A 17,925-nucleotide genomic window follows, 5' to 3' on the forward strand; every position below is an offset into this window, starting at 1 on the left:
CTTTGATGTGCGAATACATTCAAAATGTGGGAGCTGGCTTGCCTGCGATAGCGGTCTTAAGTCTTGTCCTGATCCCTGGGCCAACTCAAGCTGAAACACGCCCCACCCAGGTTGTTGCTCTTGCTGATCAACGCCCGCCCGCCGTGCCAATAGATAATCCGCCGCACAATCGACAAACCCAGGCCATGCCCGCCTGAAGCTCGCGTGCGACTATCGTCCAGACGCAAAAATGGCGTGAAAATCCGCTCCCAGGCGCTTTCCGGCACCCCCGGCCCGTCATCTTCCACATCGATGCGGCAACGCACCTGCCCCACTTGATAGCTGATCAGCACCCGGCCCTGGGCATGGCGCATGGCATTGCCCACCAGATTTTGCAGGGCGCGGTGCAAGTAGCGCGGCTCGGCGTCGACCCAGGCATCGTCCCAGTGTGCCGAAGACAGGCAGATGCCACGGGCAACACTGACCTGCGGGCGCAGTGGCGATAATTCGCCGATCACCTGATCGAGCAAGGCGCTGAGGTCTACCCGCTGGAAATTCAGTTCCGGCGCGCCCTGCTCCAGGCGGGCGTAGGTGAGCATTTCGTCGACCAGGCCGTCGAGGTCCTGGATATCGCTGTCCATGCCGTCCATATATTTACGCCGCGCCTCTGGGGTGGCGGCGTCGCCGATCATCTCCAGGCCGAAACGCAGGCGCGCCACCGGGGTGCGCAATTCGTGGGAGACGGCGCGCACCAGTTCGCGCTGGATCGCCAGCAATTGCTGCAAGTGCTCGGCCATGCCATTAAAGGCGGCGGCCAAACGCCCCACCGAATCGGCGCCCCGGGCCGGTACGCGCACTTCCAGGTTGCCTTTGGCAATGCGCGTGGCCGCCGCCTCCAGGCCTTTGAGGCGGCGCTCAAGCTGGCGCACCAATAAATAGACGATCAAACCGATCAGCGTGAGGCTGATCAACGCGATCAGGATCAGCCACTGCGGCGGGTACGGGTTCATTTGATACAAGGGGCCGATTTCCAGCACCCACGGCGTGCCGACCATGCCGGCGAATACGCGGATGGAGTCGCCGCCCTTGCCCAGGGCCATCACCGTGTCGCCTTCCGCAACCCGGCGGCGCTGGTCATCATCCATATCCGCCTGATCCAGCGTCATCAGGTGCATCTCAAAGCCAAAGCCCTTGGCCTCTTTTATGTCCGCCAGGCGTTGCGGCTGCTCGGCCACCGGGAAACGCACCAGTTCGTCAGCCAACAGGTAAATCGTCGCACGCGCCAGCTGCTCGCTGATCTGCTGCACTTCACCGGTGAGCACAAGCTGCGACTGTTCACTGACCAGGCGCAGCACGCGCGCGGCATGCGGGCCGGTCTGCTCCACCAGCACCTGGCCACGCTGCAGGCGGTTGCGCTGGGTCAGGTCCAACTGCGCGTCCGCCAACGGACGCAGTTCCAGGGGAATGCCGAGCAAGCGCTCCCACACCGCCAGGGCGCGCTGGCGCTCGATCGCGCTCATCGGTTGCAGGTTGTCGCCCATCAGCGCAAAGGTGCCGTGGGCCAGGCGCTCACGGTACTGGCCGCTGCGCACTTCATTGAGCAGGTGCAGGGCCAGCACGCCAAGCAACGCCACCAGGATCAGCGCCGCGCACATGCCGCCGTAGATGCGCAGGAAGATCGAGTTCACAGCGGCATGTCGGCGGCAGCTTCGGGGACGAACAAGTAGCCTTTGCTGCGAATGGTTTTGATCAGGCGCGGGTGAATCGGGTCGTCGCCGATCTTGGGTCGAATACGCGAGATGCGCACATCAATAGAGCGGTCCTGGCCGTCGTAGCCAATCCCGCGCAAGGCAATAAAGATTTCTTCGCGGGACAGGATACGCCCGGCATTCGCCACCAGCAGCCACAGCAGGTCGAACTCGGCACTGGTCAGCTCGATGCCGCCGTCATGCAGCCAGGCTTCGCGCAGGGCGTTGTCCACCACCAGCGGGCCGAATTGCAGGCGCCGCTGGCTTTCCACGGCGGCGGGTAGTGCCGGCTCGCTGCGCCGCAACAATGCCTGAATACGCGCCAGCAACAAGCGCGGGCGCACGGGTTTGCACACATAGTCGTCGGCGCCCATGTCCAGGCCCTGCACCTGGTCCATGTCATCGGTGCGGGCGGTGAGCATCAGGATCACGCCGTCGTAGCGTTCGCGGACTTTGCGGCAGATGCTCAGGCCGTCTTCGCCGGGCAGCATCAGGTCGAGGATCACGAGGTCCGGTTGTTCGGCGACAATGCGCGCCGCCGCCTGGGCGCCGTCGCTCTCCACCGACACCTGCAAGCCGTTGCTCTCCAGGTAATCACGGGTCAACTCGGCCAGTCGCTCGTCGTCCTCGACGATCAATATCTGCCAGGCTTCTTGCTCCATGCGCTACCTCGGTTCTCATTATTGTCATGTGCAGCAAACACACTGCTGCCTCTATATGAAGGCCGATTGTAGCCATGGGCCAACCCTTAAACACAAGCCGGGAAATCCATTCGGTGATCGCGTTTTTTTGTGATAGGGTTCGCGCCCTCAAAAAACCAACAGACGGTTTTTGCCTTGGAATATTCGGTGACAAACGGCGTAATCCAGCAGTACTGCGGCCTACACGGGTGTTCCACGTTTCATACACATTTTACCCACAGCGTTATCCACAGGTAGTGCGTTGCTAAGCCCCCCAAAACGCATTATCTTGTACCTCGGCGCTAAAAAAACCCTACATGTAGGGTTTTAAGCAAAAAACCAAACACAAATCAGACAAGAAACTCAAGCGCTTTCTTGCTCCTGTTTGGTTGAACCAAAGCATTTTTTAAAAGCCCAAACCGCGCACGCGGATGGCAACCGTTTTCCAGCCCGATTGGCAGAAAACGGTACGGGTGTTGCAGTGCTTGCAGCGAGCAACTGTCACCCGGCAGGAATACGGCCAAGGGCTCTTTCAAGCCCCGAACCGAAGACTTCGGCATGGAAGCGGCGCGAATAGCTCCCTTCCTCCTGTCCCGAAGTTGTTATGCCAGGCCCAGGCCTGTTGTAAGTGCTTCAGGACGGAACGGTGGGCACCGTGATGGTGCCCAAATAAATATAGAATGTGGAGACAACCCCCCATGCAAACCGACACAACTCGCGAGAACCCGCAAGGCTCCGTGCCGCAGGCCGCTGATTCGAACCTGGATCTGTCCGCCACTGCACCTGGCCAACTGCGTGTGATCAAGCGTAACGGCACTGTCGTTCCTTATACCGATGACAAAATCACCGTCGCCATCACCAAAGCGTTTCTTGCAGTTGAAGGCGGCACCGCTGCTGCCTCGTCGCGCATCCACGACACCGTTGCCCGCCTGACCGAACAGGTTACCGCGACCTTCAAACGTCGCATGCCGTCGGGCGGCACCATCCACATCGAAGAAATCCAGGACCAGGTCGAACTGGCCCTGATGCGTGCCGGCGAGCAGAAAGTGGCACGCGACTACGTGATCTACCGTGACGCCCGTTCCAAGGAACGTGCCGTGCGCTCCCCGGCTGAAGAATCGGCCGTGCAAGCTCACCCATCGATCCGCATCACCCTGGCCGACGGCAGCTTTGCTCCGCTGGACCTGGGCCGCCTGAACACCATCATCACCGAGGCCTGCGAAGGCCTGGAAGAAGTCGACGGTGACCTGATCCAGCGCGAAACCCTGAAGAACCTGTACGACGGCGTGGCCCTGACCGACGTCAACACCGCCCTGGTGATGACCGCCCGTACCCTGGTTGAACGTGAGCCGAACTACTCGTTCGTGACCGCGCGCCTGCTGATGGACACCCTGCGTGCCGAAGGCCTGGGCTTCCTGGGCGTGGCCGACAGCGCCACCCACCACGAGATGGCTGACCTGTACGCCAAGGCCCTGCCGGCCTACATCGCCAAGGGCATCGAATTCGAATTGCTGAACCCGATCCTGGCCACCTTCGACCTGGAAAAACTCGGCAAGGCGATCAACCACGAGCGCGACCAGCAGTTCACCTACCTGGGCCTGCAAACCCTGTACGACCGTTACTTCATCCACAAGGACGGTATCCGCTTCGAATTGCCGCAAGTGTTCTTCATGCGTGTGGCCATGGGCCTGGCGATTGAAGAGAAGCAAAAAGAAGACCGCGCGATTGAGTTCTACAACCTGTTGTCGTCCTTCGACTACATGTCGTCGACCCCAACCCTGTTCAACGCCGGCACCCTGCGTCCACAGCTGTCGAGCTGCTACCTGACCACCGTGCCGGATGACCTGTCGGGCATCTACCACGCGATCCACGACAACGCCATGCTGTCCAAATTCGCCGGCGGCCTGGGTAACGACTGGACGCCGGTGCGTGCACTGGGTTCTTACATCAAGGGCACCAACGGCAAGTCCCAAGGCGTTGTACCGTTCCTCAAAGTAGTGAACGACACCGCTGTAGCCGTGAACCAGGGTGGCAAGCGCAAAGGCGCTGTATGTGCCTACCTGGAAACCTGGCACATGGACATTGAAGAGTTCATCGAGCTGCGCAAGAACACCGGTGATGACCGTCGTCGTACCCACGACATGAACACCGCCAACTGGATCCCTGACCTGTTCATGAAGCGCGTCTTCGATGACGGCCCGTGGACCCTGTTCTCGCCGTCCGAAGTGCCGGACCTGCACGACCTGACCGGCAAGGCCTTCGAAGAGCGTTACGAGTACTACGAAGCCCTGTCCCAGTACCCAGGCAAGATCAAGCTGTTCAAGACCATCCAGGCCAAAGACCTGTGGCGCAAAATGCTGTCCATGCTGTTTGAAACCGGTCACCCATGGCTGACCTTCAAAGACCCGTGCAACCTGCGCAGCCCGCAGCAGCACGTGGGCGTGGTCCACAGCTCGAACCTGTGCACCGAGATCACCTTGAACACCAACAAGGACGAGATCGCCGTTTGCAACCTGGGCTCGATCAACCTGCCGAACCACATCGTCAACGGCAAGCTGGACACCGCCAAGCTGGAACGCACCGTCAACACCGCCGTTCGCATGCTCGATAACGTTATCGACATCAACTACTACTCGGTGCCACAGGCGCAGAACTCCAACTTCAAGCACCGTCCGGTCGGCCTGGGCATCATGGGCTTCCAGGACGCGCTGTACCTGCAGCACATTCCTTACGGTTCGGACGCTGCCGTCGAGTTCGCCGACAAGTCCATGGAAGCGGTCAGCTACTACGCGATCCAGGCTTCCTGCGACCTGGCCGACGAGCGCGGCGCCTACGAGACGTTCCAGGGCTCGCTGTGGTCCAAAGGCATCCTGCCGCTGGATTCGCAACAGATCCTGATTGAGCAGCGTGGCCAGAAGTACATCGACGTTGACCTGAACGAAACCCTGGACTGGGCGCCGGTACGTGCCCGTGTGCAGAAAGGTATTCGTAACTCCAACATCATGGCCATCGCACCGACCGCAACCATCGCCAACATCACTGGCGTGTCGCAGTCGATCGAACCGACCTACCAGAACCTGTATGTGAAATCGAACCTGTCGGGCGAATTCACCGTGATCAACCCGTACCTGGTTCGTGACCTCAAGGCCCGCGGCCTGTGGGACTCGGTCATGATCAACGACCTGAAGTACTACGACGGTTCGGTGCAGCAGATCGAACGCATCCCGCAAGAACTCAAAGAGCTCTACGCGACCGCCTTCGAAGTGGACACCAAGTGGATCGTTGACGCCGCCAGTCGTCGCCAGAAGTGGATTGACCAGGCTCAGTCGCTGAACCTGTACATCGCCGGTGCATCGGGCAAGAAGCTCGACGTGACCTACCGCATGGCCTGGTACCGTGGCCTGAAAACCACTTACTACCTCCGTGCCCTGGCCGCGACCAGCACCGAGAAGTCGACCATCAACACCGGTAAGCTCAACGCTGTTTCCAGCGGCAACCACGGTGATGATTCGGTGCTGGCTGCTCCAGCCGGCCCGGCACCCGTGCCAAAGGCTTGCGCGATTGATGAGCCGGATTGCGAAGCTTGCCAATAAGCTGAGTGAGTCCCGGGCTTGAACGCCCGGGATGTAAAAAAACCGATAAACCTGAATGCATTTGGGTTTATCGGTTTTTTTTGCGCTACACGAATGCGTAGGCGTTGCCTTCCTGGGGCCCTTCACCGCGCCCACCCCACAATTCAATACGCCCGCCAATCACCGCCATTGAATGGTGGCCATAATCCACAACACCCAGCTTGCCACTTGCCAACTCGGAACTCGAAGACCGCCTGTAGAGGTCTTTCAGGCCAAGCCGGTCCAGCGCTTCCCAACCCATTTCGCCATTGTTCAAACTTTGCATCGCATGAGCGAAACTCTGTTTTGCAGCATTGGGGTTGTCATCGTAGCCATTGCCCTCCATTTGAGCCCGCTTGGCGCTCGCGGCATACATGAAGTTTGCGTCGGTAATCATGCCCGGATTATCGCCCTTGAACTGCGCGTAAGCGGCTGCATGCCTTAACTCACCCTTAGATAAAGTAAGCTCGAAACCGTCTCGCATTTTTACGTAGTAACCCCCTCCCGTCTCCTTCACATCCTTGAAGACGTCGGTAGGTTTTTGACCAAACTTCATCATCGCCCCCTTTATCGCGGAAACGGTGACGCAATTGCCGTCAGGGCCTTGGCTGAAACCACTCCAGATATTGTCCGGCTTTTTACCTGGGTTGCTTGCATCTGGCTTGTAGTTGAAATGCTTGGAACCGTCGGTAATCGGTAGATTACTCATGGGTTCGCTACCGCCGAAATTCTTCGGATTTACCCTGCCACCACCACCACCACCACCTGGTGACGGTCCAGGAGCTGGCGCTGGAGACGGCTCATCCGCAAATAAATCCGGAAACAGCCTCTTCAACAACGCGAGCAAATCGGTGGACGCGTCCTTCTTCAACTGCTCAAGGATCTCCTTGAACTTCTCCTCCCCCAGCGCTTTACGCTTTTCATTGAGCTTGTCCCGCAAGTCCTGGGCAGTTTGGTTCTTGTTGCCCTTTTCGGCGTCATCCAGCTGTTTGAGCATCTGGGCGACGGTTTTTTTATCGGCCTCTACGTCATCCTTTTTTTCCTCTGTAGGGTTAGCGCCCCACAGGTTTTGCCCCGCGCCACTGACGTCATAACGCACACTTCCAGCCCCAGGGCCAGACACCGACAAATTCCACATACCCCGCCCCCTAAGATCCAGCACCTTTAAGTCCGATAAGTGGAAAGAACGGCGAGGTCGGTTCCACAAAGGCCTGTCAGCTCGCAATTGAGCAAAGGGTGGGAATGGTTGCTGATCCAAATAGCAGGCAAAAAAAAGCCCCTCGCTAGAGGGGCTTTCATTCACAGCAGTGTCAGGCCAACCGCATCAGGTCATCTGAATAATGGTCTGCATGATGGTGCTCTGGGTGGAGATGGTCTTGGCGTTCGCCTGGTAGTTGCTCTGGGCCTTGATCAGGTCCACCAGCTCGTTGGTCAGGTTGACGTTGGAGTTTTCCAGGGACTTGGACACGATCGAACCCAAGGTGCCGGATTGCGGGGCGTCATAACCCGGCTGGCCCGAGGCGAAGGTCTCTTTCCAAGTGGTGCCACCCGACGGCTGCAGACCCTGCTCGTTGTTAAAGCTGGCCAGGGAGAGCTGACCGATGGCCTTGCTCTGCTGGTTGCTGAAGGTGGCGAACAGCACGCCGTTACCGTCGATATTCAGACCGGTGATCTGGCCGGTGGCATAGCCATCGGTGACCGGTGGGTTACGGTAGGTGGCCGAGTTGTACTGGGTGATGTTGCCCATGTTGATGGCAATACCGCCAGGGTTGGCATTCGCGCCGTTTTTGGTCCACACGCCATTGGTCACTGTACCCGGCACCCAGCCAGTCAGCTGCAAGGTAGTGCTGGAGGTGCCCCCGGTGACAATCCCGGTGAGTTTGCCAGCACCGTCAAAGCTCAACGTCGATGCCACCGGTGGCGTCGAGCCTGTGCCGGTAGGCGCCGAACCGTCTGGGTTACGGCCGTCGATCAGGGTGTAGGACTTCCAGGTATTGGAATCCGTTTTGACCAGGTACTGCACCATCGGGTGCGCGTTACCCTGGGTGTCGTACAGCGTAGTGTTGTACTGGGTGCTGAACGAGCTGGACTCGGTTGGATCGAACGGGTGCGCCGCCTGATCGATCACCGGCGAGGAAGAGTTCAGGTTACTGGTGGAGTCCACTTTGGTGGACGCCTTGGGCGGCAGGTTCGACAGGTTCAATTGCAGGTCGGTCAGCGCGCCCTTGATGATGTTGCCATCGGCGTCCGCGGCGTAGCCTTGCAGGCGCGAGGTGCCGGTGTTGTTGGTGATGTAGCCGTCTTTGTCCGAACGGAAGGTGCCGCTGCGGGTGTATTCCAGCGAACCGTCACTGCCCTTCTGCACGAAGAAGCCACCGCCCTGGATCGCCATGTCCAGCAAGCCGCCGGTGTTGTTGACGTCACCTTGGGTGAATTGCTGGGACACCGCCGCCAGGTTCACGCCGCTGCCGACACTGTTCTGGCCAGTGCCCAGTTTGGACGCCGCGTAGATGTCGGAAAACTCCGCACGGGACGATTTGAAACCGGTGGTCGCAACGTTGGCAATGTTGTTGCCCGTCACGTCCAGTTGTTTGTTGGCCGCATAGAGGCCGCTAAGGCCGATGTTAAAAGACATGTTTCTCTCCTTCTGCCGTATTTAGCCGGCTCTATGTACCGATAGTCTGAATTTGCGACAGCTTGACGCTGCCCATGCCGCCTGCAAGGTTGAGCAGCATTTCGCCGCCGGTCTTGCTCAACGTCACGCTGGTGACCGTTGCCGGCAGCGACGTCAACAGGGCAACCGAGTCGCCTTTGTCATTCTTGGTGCTGGCCGCGAAGGTATAAGTGCCGGCGGGGGCGACTTCACCTTTGTCGTTCTTGCCATCCCATATAAAGCTTGAATTGCCGGCGCTTTGGGCGCCCATGTCGATAGTGCGCACCACGTTGCCGTCTTTGTCGGTGATTTTTACCGAGACGTTGCCTGTCGCTGCCGTCACCGCCACCGAGCCGGTCATGCTCTTGCTGGTATCAACCATGGCCTTGTCGGTCTGGGTGATGATCGAACGCCCAACCAGTGACGAGGCCTGCAACGCTTGCGAAGAGCTGAAGTTGCTGGAGATCGCATTCACCGAGTCGTTCAGGGTGTTGATGCCTTCCAGGCTGCTGAACTGCGCCAGCTGCGCCACGAACGCGCCGTTGTCCTGAGGCGACAGCGGATTCTGGTTTTTCAGCTGGGTCACCAGCAGTTGCAGGAACGCATCCTTGCCCAGCGCCTGGTTGCCCGTGGCCGCCTTGGCGGCACCATCAAGGCCGCTGTTGTCTGTGGCAGTCTTGACCTTGGAGTTGAACAGGTCCTGAACCGCCGTGTTGGGTGTAGAAGTGGTATCAACAATGGCCATTATTTGGCGCCCCTTATCACTGACCCAGGGTCAGGACCTTCTGCATCATGGTTTTGGCGGTGTTCATCATTTCCGCGTTGGTCTGGAACGAGCGGCTGGCGGAAATCATGTCGGCCATTTCCTCGACCACGTTGACGTTGGGGTAGTACACGTAACCCTTTTCGTTCGCGGCCGGATGGTTAGGCTCGTAGCGGGCTTCCAGGTTGCTCTGGTCTTCGACCACGCCGAGCACCTGCACGCCTTGGCCCGCCGCATCCTGGTTCTGGAACAGTGAATCACCGCTGCCGCTCTGGCCGGCCTGGCCGCCCTGGAACATGGTGGCGAACACCGGGTGACGGGCGCGGTAGGTCTGGTCAATGCTCGAAGACACGGTCTCGGCGTTGGCGATGTTACTGGCGACGGTGTTCAAACGCGTGGTCTGCGCGCTCATGCCACTGCCGGCAATATTGAAAACACTGGCGAGGGACATGGCTTACTCTCCGCGCAGGGCTGACATCAGCCCTTTGAATTTGCTGTTAAGCAGGGTGAAGCTGGCCTGAAAGTTCACCGAGTTCTCGGCGTAGGCCGATTGCTCCAGCTGGGCGTCGACGGTGTTCTGGTCGATCGACGGCTGCATCGGCGTGCGATACAGCAGCGACTCGTCACCATTGCCCAGGCCTTGCGCTTCGATATGACGGCTGTTAGTCATGTTCAAGGCAAAGGTGCCGTTCTTGGTCTTGTCCTGCTGTGCGGCGAGCACGGCGGAGAAGTCCAAATCCCGAGCCTTGTAGTTCGGGGTGTCGGCGTTGGCAATGTTGTTGGCCAGGACTTCGGCACGTTGGGCGCGAAAGCCCAGGGCTTGTTCGTGGATACCGAGCGCTTTATCGAAGCTGATGCTCATGGCGGAAACCTTTAGGCTGACCTGCTTTTCGTATCTGGGTTATAGCAAGGCCCATGCCAATTCGCCGAAGGCCCGTATTACAAGGGTTTGCGCAAGGTTTGCCGGCGGCAATGCCAGAAAAGCGGCAATGGGCTTCCGCGTGGCGCCAGTAAAGCGGCAATGGCGGTTGCCGCTTTTACACCCGGTGGCAATCCTTCAACAGGCTGCCCCAGTGCGCCAGATACCTTGACCGCTCGTCTGCACTGTCATTTCTGACAGTTGTTGCGCCTACGTCTTTGCGTGCCTCATCGGGTGACCCCCTACATGCATAAAGCAGAGGCACACCATGCTGACTATTCCCCCCCTCAGATTCGTCCTGCAGGACAACGCGCTACCCATTCCAAACCTCTCGACCAGACTGCTGATCGGCAATGCGGTTGAATTGTTTTGCCCCTTTGCCGTCAAGCAGGGTGATTTCGTCAACGCAAATTTGATCGGCGAAAGAGGCAGAACGTACAACCTGAGCTTTGAGGTGGAGAAAGACGAGGCCGGGCTCAACTTTTTGACTCACCGTTCAATCATTGTCGGTAAGTCAGGCACCAATGTTGTTTTAATACTACGCGTTCGACGTGGCAGCGACGTGTACTTTGCGCCGAACGCAACCGTGTCCATCGATGCCGGCGGCATCGTTGTGCCTGTTCCTGGCACAGTGTGGGATTTCGCCGATGGCACCTTCCAGGGCTGGGTACCTCAGTCAGTTTATGCAGGCAGGGTGCTGCACATCGTCAACGGCAGCGTGGTCGTTGACCTGCCCAGCAGCCAGGTAACCAAGGCTCACATCATCACCCAACCCGTATCGGTCATCGCTGGGCGCATCTACGATGTCAGCTTTGACGTCCTGGGTGGTACAGCCGCCGGAGATGGCTCGACGCTGTACCTGACGGTTAACGGCAGCCGAATCGGCGCCAACGTACAAAACATAACCAACGCATCAACACAAACCGGAACCGGGACATTTACCGCAAGCAGTACCGGCACCGTGCATTTGGGTATTTTCAACGAGACCATCCCCAGCAGGAACCATCTTCTATTCTTGGGCAATATCCGAATGACACCCAAACCCTGACCACCGCCCGTAAAAAACTGGCGCTTGGCGCGCATAAAAAACGGGAAGCCTTTGCGGGGCTTCCCGTTTTTTTTATGCTCAAGCCACCTTTATTTGGCCTGATAAATGATCCCGGGGCTGCACTGCACCATCTGGTAATGATCCGGCAAGCCGTTGAGCGCTTCGGATGCACCCAGGAACAAATAACCACCACGCTTGAGCGTACCGTGAATGCGCAACAGGATGTCTTTCTTCACCTCTGCCGAGAAGTAGATCAACACATTGCGGCAGAACACCATGTCGAACTTGCCCAGGCTGGCATAGCTGTCGAGCAGGTTGAACGAGCGAAATTCCACCCGGCTCTTGATCGGCGCCTTGACCGCCCAGCGTCCTGCCCCTTTGGGGTCGAAGAAACGTTGCAAGCGTTCCTGGGACAAACCGCGGCCCAGGGCCAGGCTGTCGTACTCGCCGGTCTTGCAGTTGGTGAGCATGGTGCCGGACAAATCGGTGGCGACAATTTGCGCGCCGGCCTTCAATTGGCCCATGTTCGTGCGCTCGAACTCATCGATGGACATCGAGATCGAGTACGGCTCCTGCCCCGACGAACAGGCGGCCGACCAGATGCGCAAGCGCTGGCCGGGACTGGCCTTGATGGCCTCCGGCAGCACTTTGTTCTTGAGCACTTCAAAGGGGTAAGTATCACGAAACCACAAGGTTTCGTTGGTGGTCATGGCATCTACCACCATTTCCTTAAGCCCACTGCGCGGTTGCCCCTGGATGCGCTGGACCAACTCACCCAGGGATTTAATGCCCTGCTGTTCCATCAGTTTGTTGAGACGGCTGGATACCAGGTACTGCTTGTTTTCACCGAGCAATATGCCACAGGCTTTTTCCAGGAAGACCCGGAACTGTTCGAAATCCAAATTACCCGTAGACAATGATACCGCCTCTTAAATCGTGTGACCGCCAGGAGGAAATCCCCCTAGCCGTGATCTGCTGCCTTGATCCGGTCGACTACCCGGGATGCCAGGTCATCAGGGCGGAATTTGGCCAGGAAGTCATCAGCACCGACCTTCTTGACCATCGCCTGATTGAATACGCCCGACAATGAAGTATGCAGGATGATATGCAATTTTTGCATGCGTGGATCGTTACGTATCTCGGCCGTGAGGGTATAGCCGTCCATTTCCGGCATTTCAATGTCGGAGATCATCATCAGGAACTCTTCTTCCGGCTTCTTGCCTTCGTCCACCAGCTTGCGCAGGTAATCCAGGGCCTGGCGACCATCGTTCAAGGCCACCACTTCCACGCCGACCGTTTGCAGGCAGCGGCTGACTTGCTTGCGCGCCACCGAGGAGTCATCCACCGTCAGCACACGCAGCGACACCGCCTTGTGTGCGGTTTCGGCGTCTACCACGCCAACCGAAATGGTTTCCGAGGTGGGTGCGACTTCGGCGAGGATCTTTTCCACGTCGATGATTTCGACCAACTGGTTGTCGACCCGCGTCACCGCCGTGAGGTAGTGATCGCGCCCGGTGCCCTTGGGCGGCGGATGGATCTCCTCCCAGTTCATATTGACGATGCGCTCCACCGAGCGCACCAGGAAACCCTGGGTCTTGGTGTTGTATTCGGTGATGATCACAAAGGGGCTTTCGCGGTCCTGCAACCCCGAGGAACCGGTGGCCATGGCCAGGTCGAGAATCGGGATGGTCGCGCCTCGGATATTCGCTACGCCGCAGACCACCGGGCTGGATTTAGGCAATATGGTCAGCTTGGGGCACTGCAGCACTTCCCGCACTTTAAACACATTGATGCCGTACAGCTGCTTGCCGTCCAGGCGGAAAAGCAACAGTTCCAGGCGATTCTGCCCTACCAGCTGTGTGCGCTGGTTTACTGAGTCCATTACTCCTGCCATGCCTTGACTCCTACGCTAAAACCTTTGGCTATACCTACAAGGGCAACGACGCTCACCCAACACTAAACGGCACGGGCTTTGCTATTTATTGGTCTATGAACCTTAAAACGACAGTTTTCCGACGCATCCCACGGTACCGCAGATTGCTCTGCGCAACGATGGCTTTGCTTGCCTTGGGCTCGGGCACCACGGCTCGCGCAGATAATGTCACCTTGCCTGATCTCCTTATCGGCGTCACCCAAGGCTTTCTTGAGTTCACTGTAGAAGATTATCTGGCGACCACCCAAACGCCGGGGCGTTACGAAATCCAGGTCAACCAACTGGACCCGCGCCTGCGCATGCCTATGTGCGACAAGGAATTGACGGCCAGCCTCGAAAGCCCGGCCCAGCCCATCGGCCGCGTGACGGTAAAAGTGCGCTGCGAGGGCGCCTCACCCTGGACCGTGTTTGTACCGGCACAGGTCAAACTGTTCCGCGATGTGGTTGTGGTCACACGCCCGCTCAAACGCACCGGCATCATTGGTTTTGAAGACGTGGCCCTGCGTGAACGCGACATCAGCCTGATCAACCAGGGTTACCTCACCGCTGTGGACCAAGCCATCGGGCAGAAACTGACCCGACCAATGGTCACCGACCAGGTCATTACGCTGGTGCATCTGGAACAGGCTGAGGTGATTCGCAAGGGCGACCAGGTGGTGATTTCCGCCAGCAGCGGCGGGCTGATGGTAAAAATGCCGGGGGAGGCGCTGTCCAACGGCGGGATGAGCGAGCAGATCCGGGTCAAGAACCTCAATTCCAACCGTGTGATCAAGGCGCAGGTGACCGCGCCGGGCCAGGTTGAGGTGGCGCTATAGAAGATCACCGCTGTGAGATCACTGGTGTGAAACGCCAGGTTTTCCTACACTGTGCGTGGGATGTCGACCTGTACAGGTTTATTGTCAAACGAGCCTAAAGTTTGTCCGGGTATGGCCGAAAACATGGCAAGCGTCCAAATACCCAGAGGTTTTTTTAACATGGTCATTGATTTCAGTCGTTTAAATAACACCCAGGCTTTGCCGGGCAATACGCGCACCAGCGGGGCAAAGGACGGCGTAGAAGCCAAGTCCCAGCCAGCACCTGCGGCCAAGACAGAACAGGCCAGCGCCAGCCAGAGCGGGGAATCGGTACACCTGAGCAATGAGGCTCAACAGTTGCAGAAGGTCACTGACTCGCTGCGCGATCAACCCGTTGTCAATAAAGCCCGCGTGGCCGAATTGAAACAGGCAATCGCTGATGGCAGCTATAAGGTCGACAGCAACCGTGTAGCCAGCAAGCTGCTTAACTTCGAAGCCGAGCGCTAGGCAAAGGCCTGCGCAGGGCTTGTGGACGCTTAAAACCCAAGGCCAGCCATGCACCACGACGAACATCTGCTTGAACTGATCATTGATGATCTGGCGCCGACGCAACTTCTGCTCGAGCTGCTCAAAGAAGAATCCCTGGCCCTCTATGGCCGGGATATGCGCTTGCTGGAGGAAATCCTGGCGCGCAAACAGTCGCTGATCGTGCTGCTGGAGCAGCATGGCAAGAAGCGCAGCGAAATTCTCATCAGCCTGGGCCTGCCGGCTGATCATGACGGCCTGGCACAACTGGCCAGCCACTCCTCGGTAGGCGCACAGTTGCTGGCGCAGAGCACCGCACTCAATCAATTGCTCGCCCAGTGCCAGGAAGCCAACCTGCTCAACGGCCAATCGATCCAGCTACAGCAGGCAACGACCGCCAACCAGTTGCGTATACTCCACGGCGGAGAGCCTCCGGCGCTGTACAACGCCCAAGGGTCGACCTCGCGCCTGGTCAAGCCAAGCACCCGCAGCCAAGCCTGACACCGGTTTACAGCGCGCCCTATCCAAGGCGCGCTACATGCTGGCAAAATGCCGGTTCTTGCGTGTAGTCGTATTTTGCCTGGAGATGGAAGAACCGTGTTCAACGCCCTTAATGCGGAAGATGCTCCGCAGCCACCCAAGGTGCTCACCACGCCTCTGGAAATCGCCAGCACGTTGCGAATGCTGCAAGAAAGCCATGACCCGCTGATTATCACTTTCCATGAACGCAGCCAGCGGTTCCAAAGCTATCTGGTGGATATAGATCGGGACAGCAAAACGCTCGCCCTGGACGAAATGATCCCCCGCGACGGTGAACGCTACCTTGAGAACGGCGAACCGTTCCGCATTGAAGGTTTCCATGACGGTGTGCGTGTCGCCTGGGAAAGCAACGGCACACTGACCATCAGTGAAAAAGGCGGCCACCGCATCTACACCGGCAGCATGCCCGACGAGGTGGTCTACCATCAGCGTCGCAATGCCTTTCGGGCAGCGTTGAAGCTGGCCCAACTGGTAAGCATCGAGCTGGGTGGCGAAAAGCTCAAGGCACCGATCAACGGCAAACTGCTGGACATCTCCGCCACCGGCTGCAAGCTGCGTTTTGAAGGCGACATTTCCGATCGCCTGCAGCTGGGCCAGGTCTATGACCGCTTTATCGCCGCCCTGCCCTTTGGCAGCATGACCACCTCGGTGGAGCTGCGTTACTTGCACGTCGAAGACAAGATCAACACCACCTTCGCCGGCGTGCGCTTCCATAACATGAGCGGCTTGGTTCAGCGCCAGGTTGAACGTTTTGTGTATCAGTTGCAGCGTGAAGCGCGGCGCTTTGACAAAGACGACGACCTTTAAGCCTTAAAGGCCGTATGAATAAAAACGGGCAGATCCTGATGGGATCTGCCCGTTTTTGCTTTCAGGGGCGTGCCCTACTCAAGTCGTGGGGATGCTCGTCCGGCCCCAGAGGCTCCGGCGGCCCTTCAAAAGCCGGTTCATCCGCGGGTTGTTGCGGGTCAGTTTCGATTTCAGGTTCCGGGTCGGGCACCACGCTCTGCATTTGCTCCTGCACCACCGCTTCATCCACCCGCGGGTCAAGGCAGGCCACCAGCGGCGAGCTGGACATGCTGTCGGGCATCGCCACGTGATGCAGCGGCGCATCGTCCACCTGATGCAGGTTAGTCACCGCCTTCGGCCGGATCCGCCATACCAGGACCAATGCACACAGGCTGAAAAAGGCGTACAGCATGTGGCTGCCGAACAGCTTCATCACCACACCCGCCAACAGCGGCCCGACACTCGCGCCGATGCCGTAGGTCACCAGCAACATGGCCGTCAGCGACACGCGGCGATCACCTTCCACATGGTCATTGGAGAACGCCACAGCCAACGGATACAGGCAGAACTGCACCAGCGAACACAGGAAGCCAGCCACAAACAGCACTTCCAGCGGCACTTGGGTCATCACGGCCAATGGCAACGCCGCCACCGCCAGGCACAAGGCAAAGCAGCGAATCAGCAAGGCGCGATCATAGCGGTCCGACAACCAACCCAATGGCCACTGCACCAACAGACCGGCAAAGATGCAGCTACCCATGAACAGACCGACCTGCTCGGTGCTCAAGCCTTGCTGCGAGGCATACAACGGCGCCAGGCCGTAGAACGAGCCAACGATCAGCCCCGCGCCCAGCACCGTACTCAGCGACTGCGGCACACGCTTGATAAAGAAGCGCGGCTCCATAGGCGCAGGGTGCAGCGGCGCCGGGTGAATGCGTCGGGTCATGGCCACCGGCACCAGGCACAAGGCAAAGCACAGCGCCACCAGCATGAGCAATTCGAGGCCAAGCTGCGGGTGCATGACCAGGATCAACTGACCCAATACCAACCCGAGATAGGAGGCGATCATGTAGCCGCTGAACACCACGCCGCGCTGCTTGGCGTCCGCCTGCTCATTGAGCCAGCTTTCGATAACCATGTACTGGCACATCATCCCCAGGCCCACGATCATCCGCAGCACAATCCAGGCCGGCAGCCAGTTGATGAGGCCGTGGCCCAACACCGCCGCGCCGACAATCCCGGCACAGGTGGCATACGCGCGAATATGCCCGACGCGGGCAATCAGGCGATGCCCGATCTTGCCGCCCAGCACCAGGCCGAAGTAGTTGGCCGCCATCAGCGCACCCACCCACAGGCTGTCGACGTGGTCGGCTGCCAGACGCAAGGCAAGGTAAGTGCTGAGCAGGCCGGACCCGATCAACATCATCAAGGAGGCGAAATAAAGGGCTCGAAAAGATTTCCAGATCTGGCGCATCGGCGTTCCGAGCGGCTCCTTGCAGTGAGGGACAGGGCTATCAGCATGATAGTCCGGGGTTGCCGGGAGCGGACAGACGCAGCGGGCCGTTTTCCGGGGAATATTTTGCTTAATCGTTCAGACGCTGCCTGGCCGCATGCAAGGTACATATGCAACGTACAAAAGCGACGAGAAACACACTGCGCACCTGCTGTGAACCCTGATAGGCGGCAAGGTTCGACCGGTGTTGCAGGCACGCACAAAAAAGCCCTGCCAGGACAACCTGTGCAGGGCTTTTGAAGATGGTGTCCCAGGGCCGGTTCGAACGGCCAACCTTCCCCTTAGGAGGGGGATGCTCTATCCAATTGAGCTACTGGGACAAATGACAGCCATCGGGCACGGGGCACAGCGACGGACGGCGTGCATGTTAACGGCCAAGGTGGGTTTTGTCATGTCGTCCGTGGGCTTTTTGAGTGTAGGCCGATCCTTGTTC

16 protein-coding genes and 1 tRNA gene are annotated in these 17,925 nt (G+C 58.6%); 6 read left to right on the forward strand and 11 right to left on the reverse strand.

Annotated features, from left to right (window positions below; genetic code table 11):
• Positions 1-56 precede the first annotated feature (56 nt).
• Together HU759_RS23245 and HU759_RS23250 are read right to left on the reverse strand one after the other, a co-directional pair.
• Positions 57-1,667 (reverse strand): ATP-binding protein, encoded by a 1,611-nt coding sequence (locus HU759_RS23245; protein ID WP_017138380.1) that lies wholly within the window; start codon positions 1,665-1,667, stop codon positions 57-59.
• A complete protein-coding gene (locus HU759_RS23250) occupies positions 1,664-2,389 on the reverse strand; it encodes a response regulator (protein WP_138451494.1) in 726 nt (241 codons plus the stop codon). Before HU759_RS23250 ends, HU759_RS23245 begins: the two co-directional genes overlap by 4 nt.
• A gap of 716 nt (positions 2,390-3,105) precedes the next feature.
• Between HU759_RS23250 and HU759_RS23255 the strand changes: the two genes are divergently transcribed.
• Positions 3,106-6,000, forward strand: a complete 2,895-nt coding sequence (locus tag HU759_RS23255) for a ribonucleoside-diphosphate reductase subunit alpha (protein WP_099548171.1) — start codon at positions 3,106-3,108, stop codon at positions 5,998-6,000.
• A gap of 85 nt (positions 6,001-6,085) precedes the next feature.
• On the opposite strand, the gene HU759_RS23260 is transcribed toward HU759_RS23255, so the two are convergent.
• The 5 genes from HU759_RS23260 to flgB form a co-directional block, all read right to left on the reverse strand.
• On the reverse strand, positions 6,086-7,015 hold the full coding sequence (locus tag HU759_RS23260; protein ID WP_225933069.1) for a hypothetical protein: 930 nt from the start codon (positions 7,013-7,015) through the stop codon (positions 6,086-6,088).
• A 327-nt stretch (positions 7,016-7,342) separates the two neighbouring features.
• A complete protein-coding gene (gene flgE / locus HU759_RS23265; RefSeq protein ID WP_017138383.1) occupies positions 7,343-8,653 on the reverse strand; it encodes a flagellar hook protein FlgE in 1,311 nt (436 codons plus the stop codon).
• A 31-nt stretch (positions 8,654-8,684) separates the two neighbouring features.
• Positions 8,685-9,416, reverse strand: coding sequence for a flagellar hook assembly protein FlgD (flgD, locus tag HU759_RS23270; RefSeq protein ID WP_017138384.1), 732 nt, complete (start codon positions 9,414-9,416; stop codon positions 8,685-8,687).
• Between the two features lie 16 nt (positions 9,417-9,432).
• Positions 9,433-9,885, reverse strand: coding sequence for a flagellar basal body rod protein FlgC (flgC, locus tag HU759_RS23275; RefSeq protein WP_017138385.1), 453 nt, complete (start codon positions 9,883-9,885; stop codon positions 9,433-9,435).
• Positions 9,886-9,888: 3 nt separating this feature from the next.
• On the reverse strand, positions 9,889-10,296 hold the full coding sequence (flgB, locus tag HU759_RS23280) for a flagellar basal body rod protein FlgB (RefSeq protein ID WP_003214246.1): 408 nt from the start codon (positions 10,294-10,296) through the stop codon (positions 9,889-9,891).
• A 325-nt stretch (positions 10,297-10,621) separates the two neighbouring features.
• Between flgB and HU759_RS23285 the strand changes: the two genes are divergently transcribed.
• A complete protein-coding gene (locus HU759_RS23285) occupies positions 10,622-11,401 on the forward strand; it encodes a hypothetical protein (RefSeq protein WP_170039839.1) in 780 nt (259 codons plus the stop codon).
• Between the two features lie 89 nt (positions 11,402-11,490).
• Here HU759_RS23285 and cheR read toward each other — a convergent pair whose 3' ends face one another.
• Both cheR and HU759_RS23295 read right to left on the reverse strand, forming a co-directional pair.
• Complete coding sequence (cheR, locus tag HU759_RS23290; RefSeq protein ID WP_017138387.1) at positions 11,491-12,318, reverse strand: protein-glutamate O-methyltransferase CheR; 828 nt, start codon at positions 12,316-12,318, stop codon at positions 11,491-11,493.
• A 44-nt stretch (positions 12,319-12,362) separates the two neighbouring features.
• The gene (locus HU759_RS23295) at positions 12,363-13,295 is read right to left on the reverse strand and encodes a chemotaxis protein CheV (protein WP_017138388.1); all 933 of its coding nucleotides are present in this window, start codon (positions 13,293-13,295) and stop codon (positions 12,363-12,365) included.
• 95 nt (positions 13,296-13,390) lie between these two features.
• On the opposite strand from HU759_RS23295, the gene flgA reads away from it, so the two are divergent.
• From flgA to HU759_RS23315, 4 genes are all read left to right on the forward strand, one after another.
• Positions 13,391-14,149, forward strand: coding sequence for a flagellar basal body P-ring formation chaperone FlgA (gene flgA, locus HU759_RS23300; RefSeq protein ID WP_026013793.1), 759 nt, complete (start codon positions 13,391-13,393; stop codon positions 14,147-14,149).
• A gap of 159 nt (positions 14,150-14,308) precedes the next feature.
• Positions 14,309-14,635, forward strand: coding sequence for a flagellar biosynthesis anti-sigma factor FlgM (gene flgM / locus HU759_RS23305; protein ID WP_138452185.1), 327 nt, complete (start codon positions 14,309-14,311; stop codon positions 14,633-14,635).
• Between the two features lie 48 nt (positions 14,636-14,683).
• The gene (locus tag HU759_RS23310; RefSeq protein WP_170039837.1) at positions 14,684-15,154 is read left to right on the forward strand and encodes a flagellar protein FlgN; all 471 of its coding nucleotides are present in this window, start codon (positions 14,684-14,686) and stop codon (positions 15,152-15,154) included.
• Between the two features lie 96 nt (positions 15,155-15,250).
• Positions 15,251-16,000: a flagellar brake protein gene (locus HU759_RS23315; protein WP_170039835.1), complete on the forward strand. Its 750-nt coding sequence runs from the start codon at positions 15,251-15,253 to the stop codon at positions 15,998-16,000.
• 61 nt (positions 16,001-16,061) lie between these two features.
• Here the strand turns inward: HU759_RS23315 and HU759_RS23320 are convergent, their stop codons facing one another.
• A complete protein-coding gene (locus HU759_RS23320) occupies positions 16,062-17,453 on the reverse strand; it encodes an MFS transporter (RefSeq protein WP_017138393.1) in 1,392 nt (463 codons plus the stop codon).
• Positions 17,454-17,735: 282 nt separating this feature from the next.
• Positions 17,736-17,812 (reverse strand) — tRNA-Arg (locus HU759_RS23325).
• Between the last annotated feature and the right edge of the window lie 113 nt (positions 17,813-17,925).

It is taken from the genome of Pseudomonas sp. OE 28.3, assembly GCF_014268205.2.
Classification (GTDB): Bacteria; Pseudomonadota; Gammaproteobacteria; order Pseudomonadales; family Pseudomonadaceae; genus Aquipseudomonas; species Aquipseudomonas edaphica.

Excerpts from the sequence above, each read along its gene's own strand:
- flgE (WP_017138383.1), bottom strand. The coding sequence starts at position 8,653 with ATGTCTTTTAACATCGGCCTTAGCGGCCTCTATGCGGCCAACAAACAA.
- HU759_RS23310 (WP_170039837.1), top strand. The coding sequence starts at position 14,684 with ATGCACCACGACGAACATCTGCTTGAACTGATCATTGATGATCTGGCG.
- flgM (WP_138452185.1), top strand. The coding sequence starts at position 14,309 with ATGGTCATTGATTTCAGTCGTTTAAATAACACCCAGGCTTTGCCGGGC.
- HU759_RS23295 (WP_017138388.1), bottom strand. The coding sequence starts at position 13,295 with ATGGCAGGAGTAATGGACTCAGTAAACCAGCGCACACAGCTGGTAGGG.
- flgA (WP_026013793.1), top strand. The coding sequence starts at position 13,391 with ATGAACCTTAAAACGACAGTTTTCCGACGCATCCCACGGTACCGCAGA.
- HU759_RS23255 (WP_099548171.1), top strand. The coding sequence starts at position 3,106 with ATGCAAACCGACACAACTCGCGAGAACCCGCAAGGCTCCGTGCCGCAG.
- HU759_RS23285 (WP_170039839.1), top strand. The coding sequence starts at position 10,622 with ATGCTGACTATTCCCCCCCTCAGATTCGTCCTGCAGGACAACGCGCTA.
- HU759_RS23320 (WP_017138393.1), bottom strand. The coding sequence starts at position 17,453 with ATGCGCCAGATCTGGAAATCTTTTCGAGCCCTTTATTTCGCCTCCTTG.
- HU759_RS23250 (WP_138451494.1), bottom strand. The coding sequence starts at position 2,389 with ATGGAGCAAGAAGCCTGGCAGATATTGATCGTCGAGGACGACGAGCGA.
- flgB (WP_003214246.1), bottom strand. The coding sequence starts at position 10,296 with ATGAGCATCAGCTTCGATAAAGCGCTCGGTATCCACGAACAAGCCCTG.
- flgD (WP_017138384.1), bottom strand. The coding sequence starts at position 9,416 with ATGGCCATTGTTGATACCACTTCTACACCCAACACGGCGGTTCAGGAC.
- flgC (WP_017138385.1), bottom strand. The coding sequence starts at position 9,885 with ATGTCCCTCGCCAGTGTTTTCAATATTGCCGGCAGTGGCATGAGCGCG.
- HU759_RS23260 (WP_225933069.1), bottom strand. The coding sequence starts at position 7,015 with ATGCTCAAACAGCTGGATGACGCCGAAAAGGGCAACAAGAACCAAACT.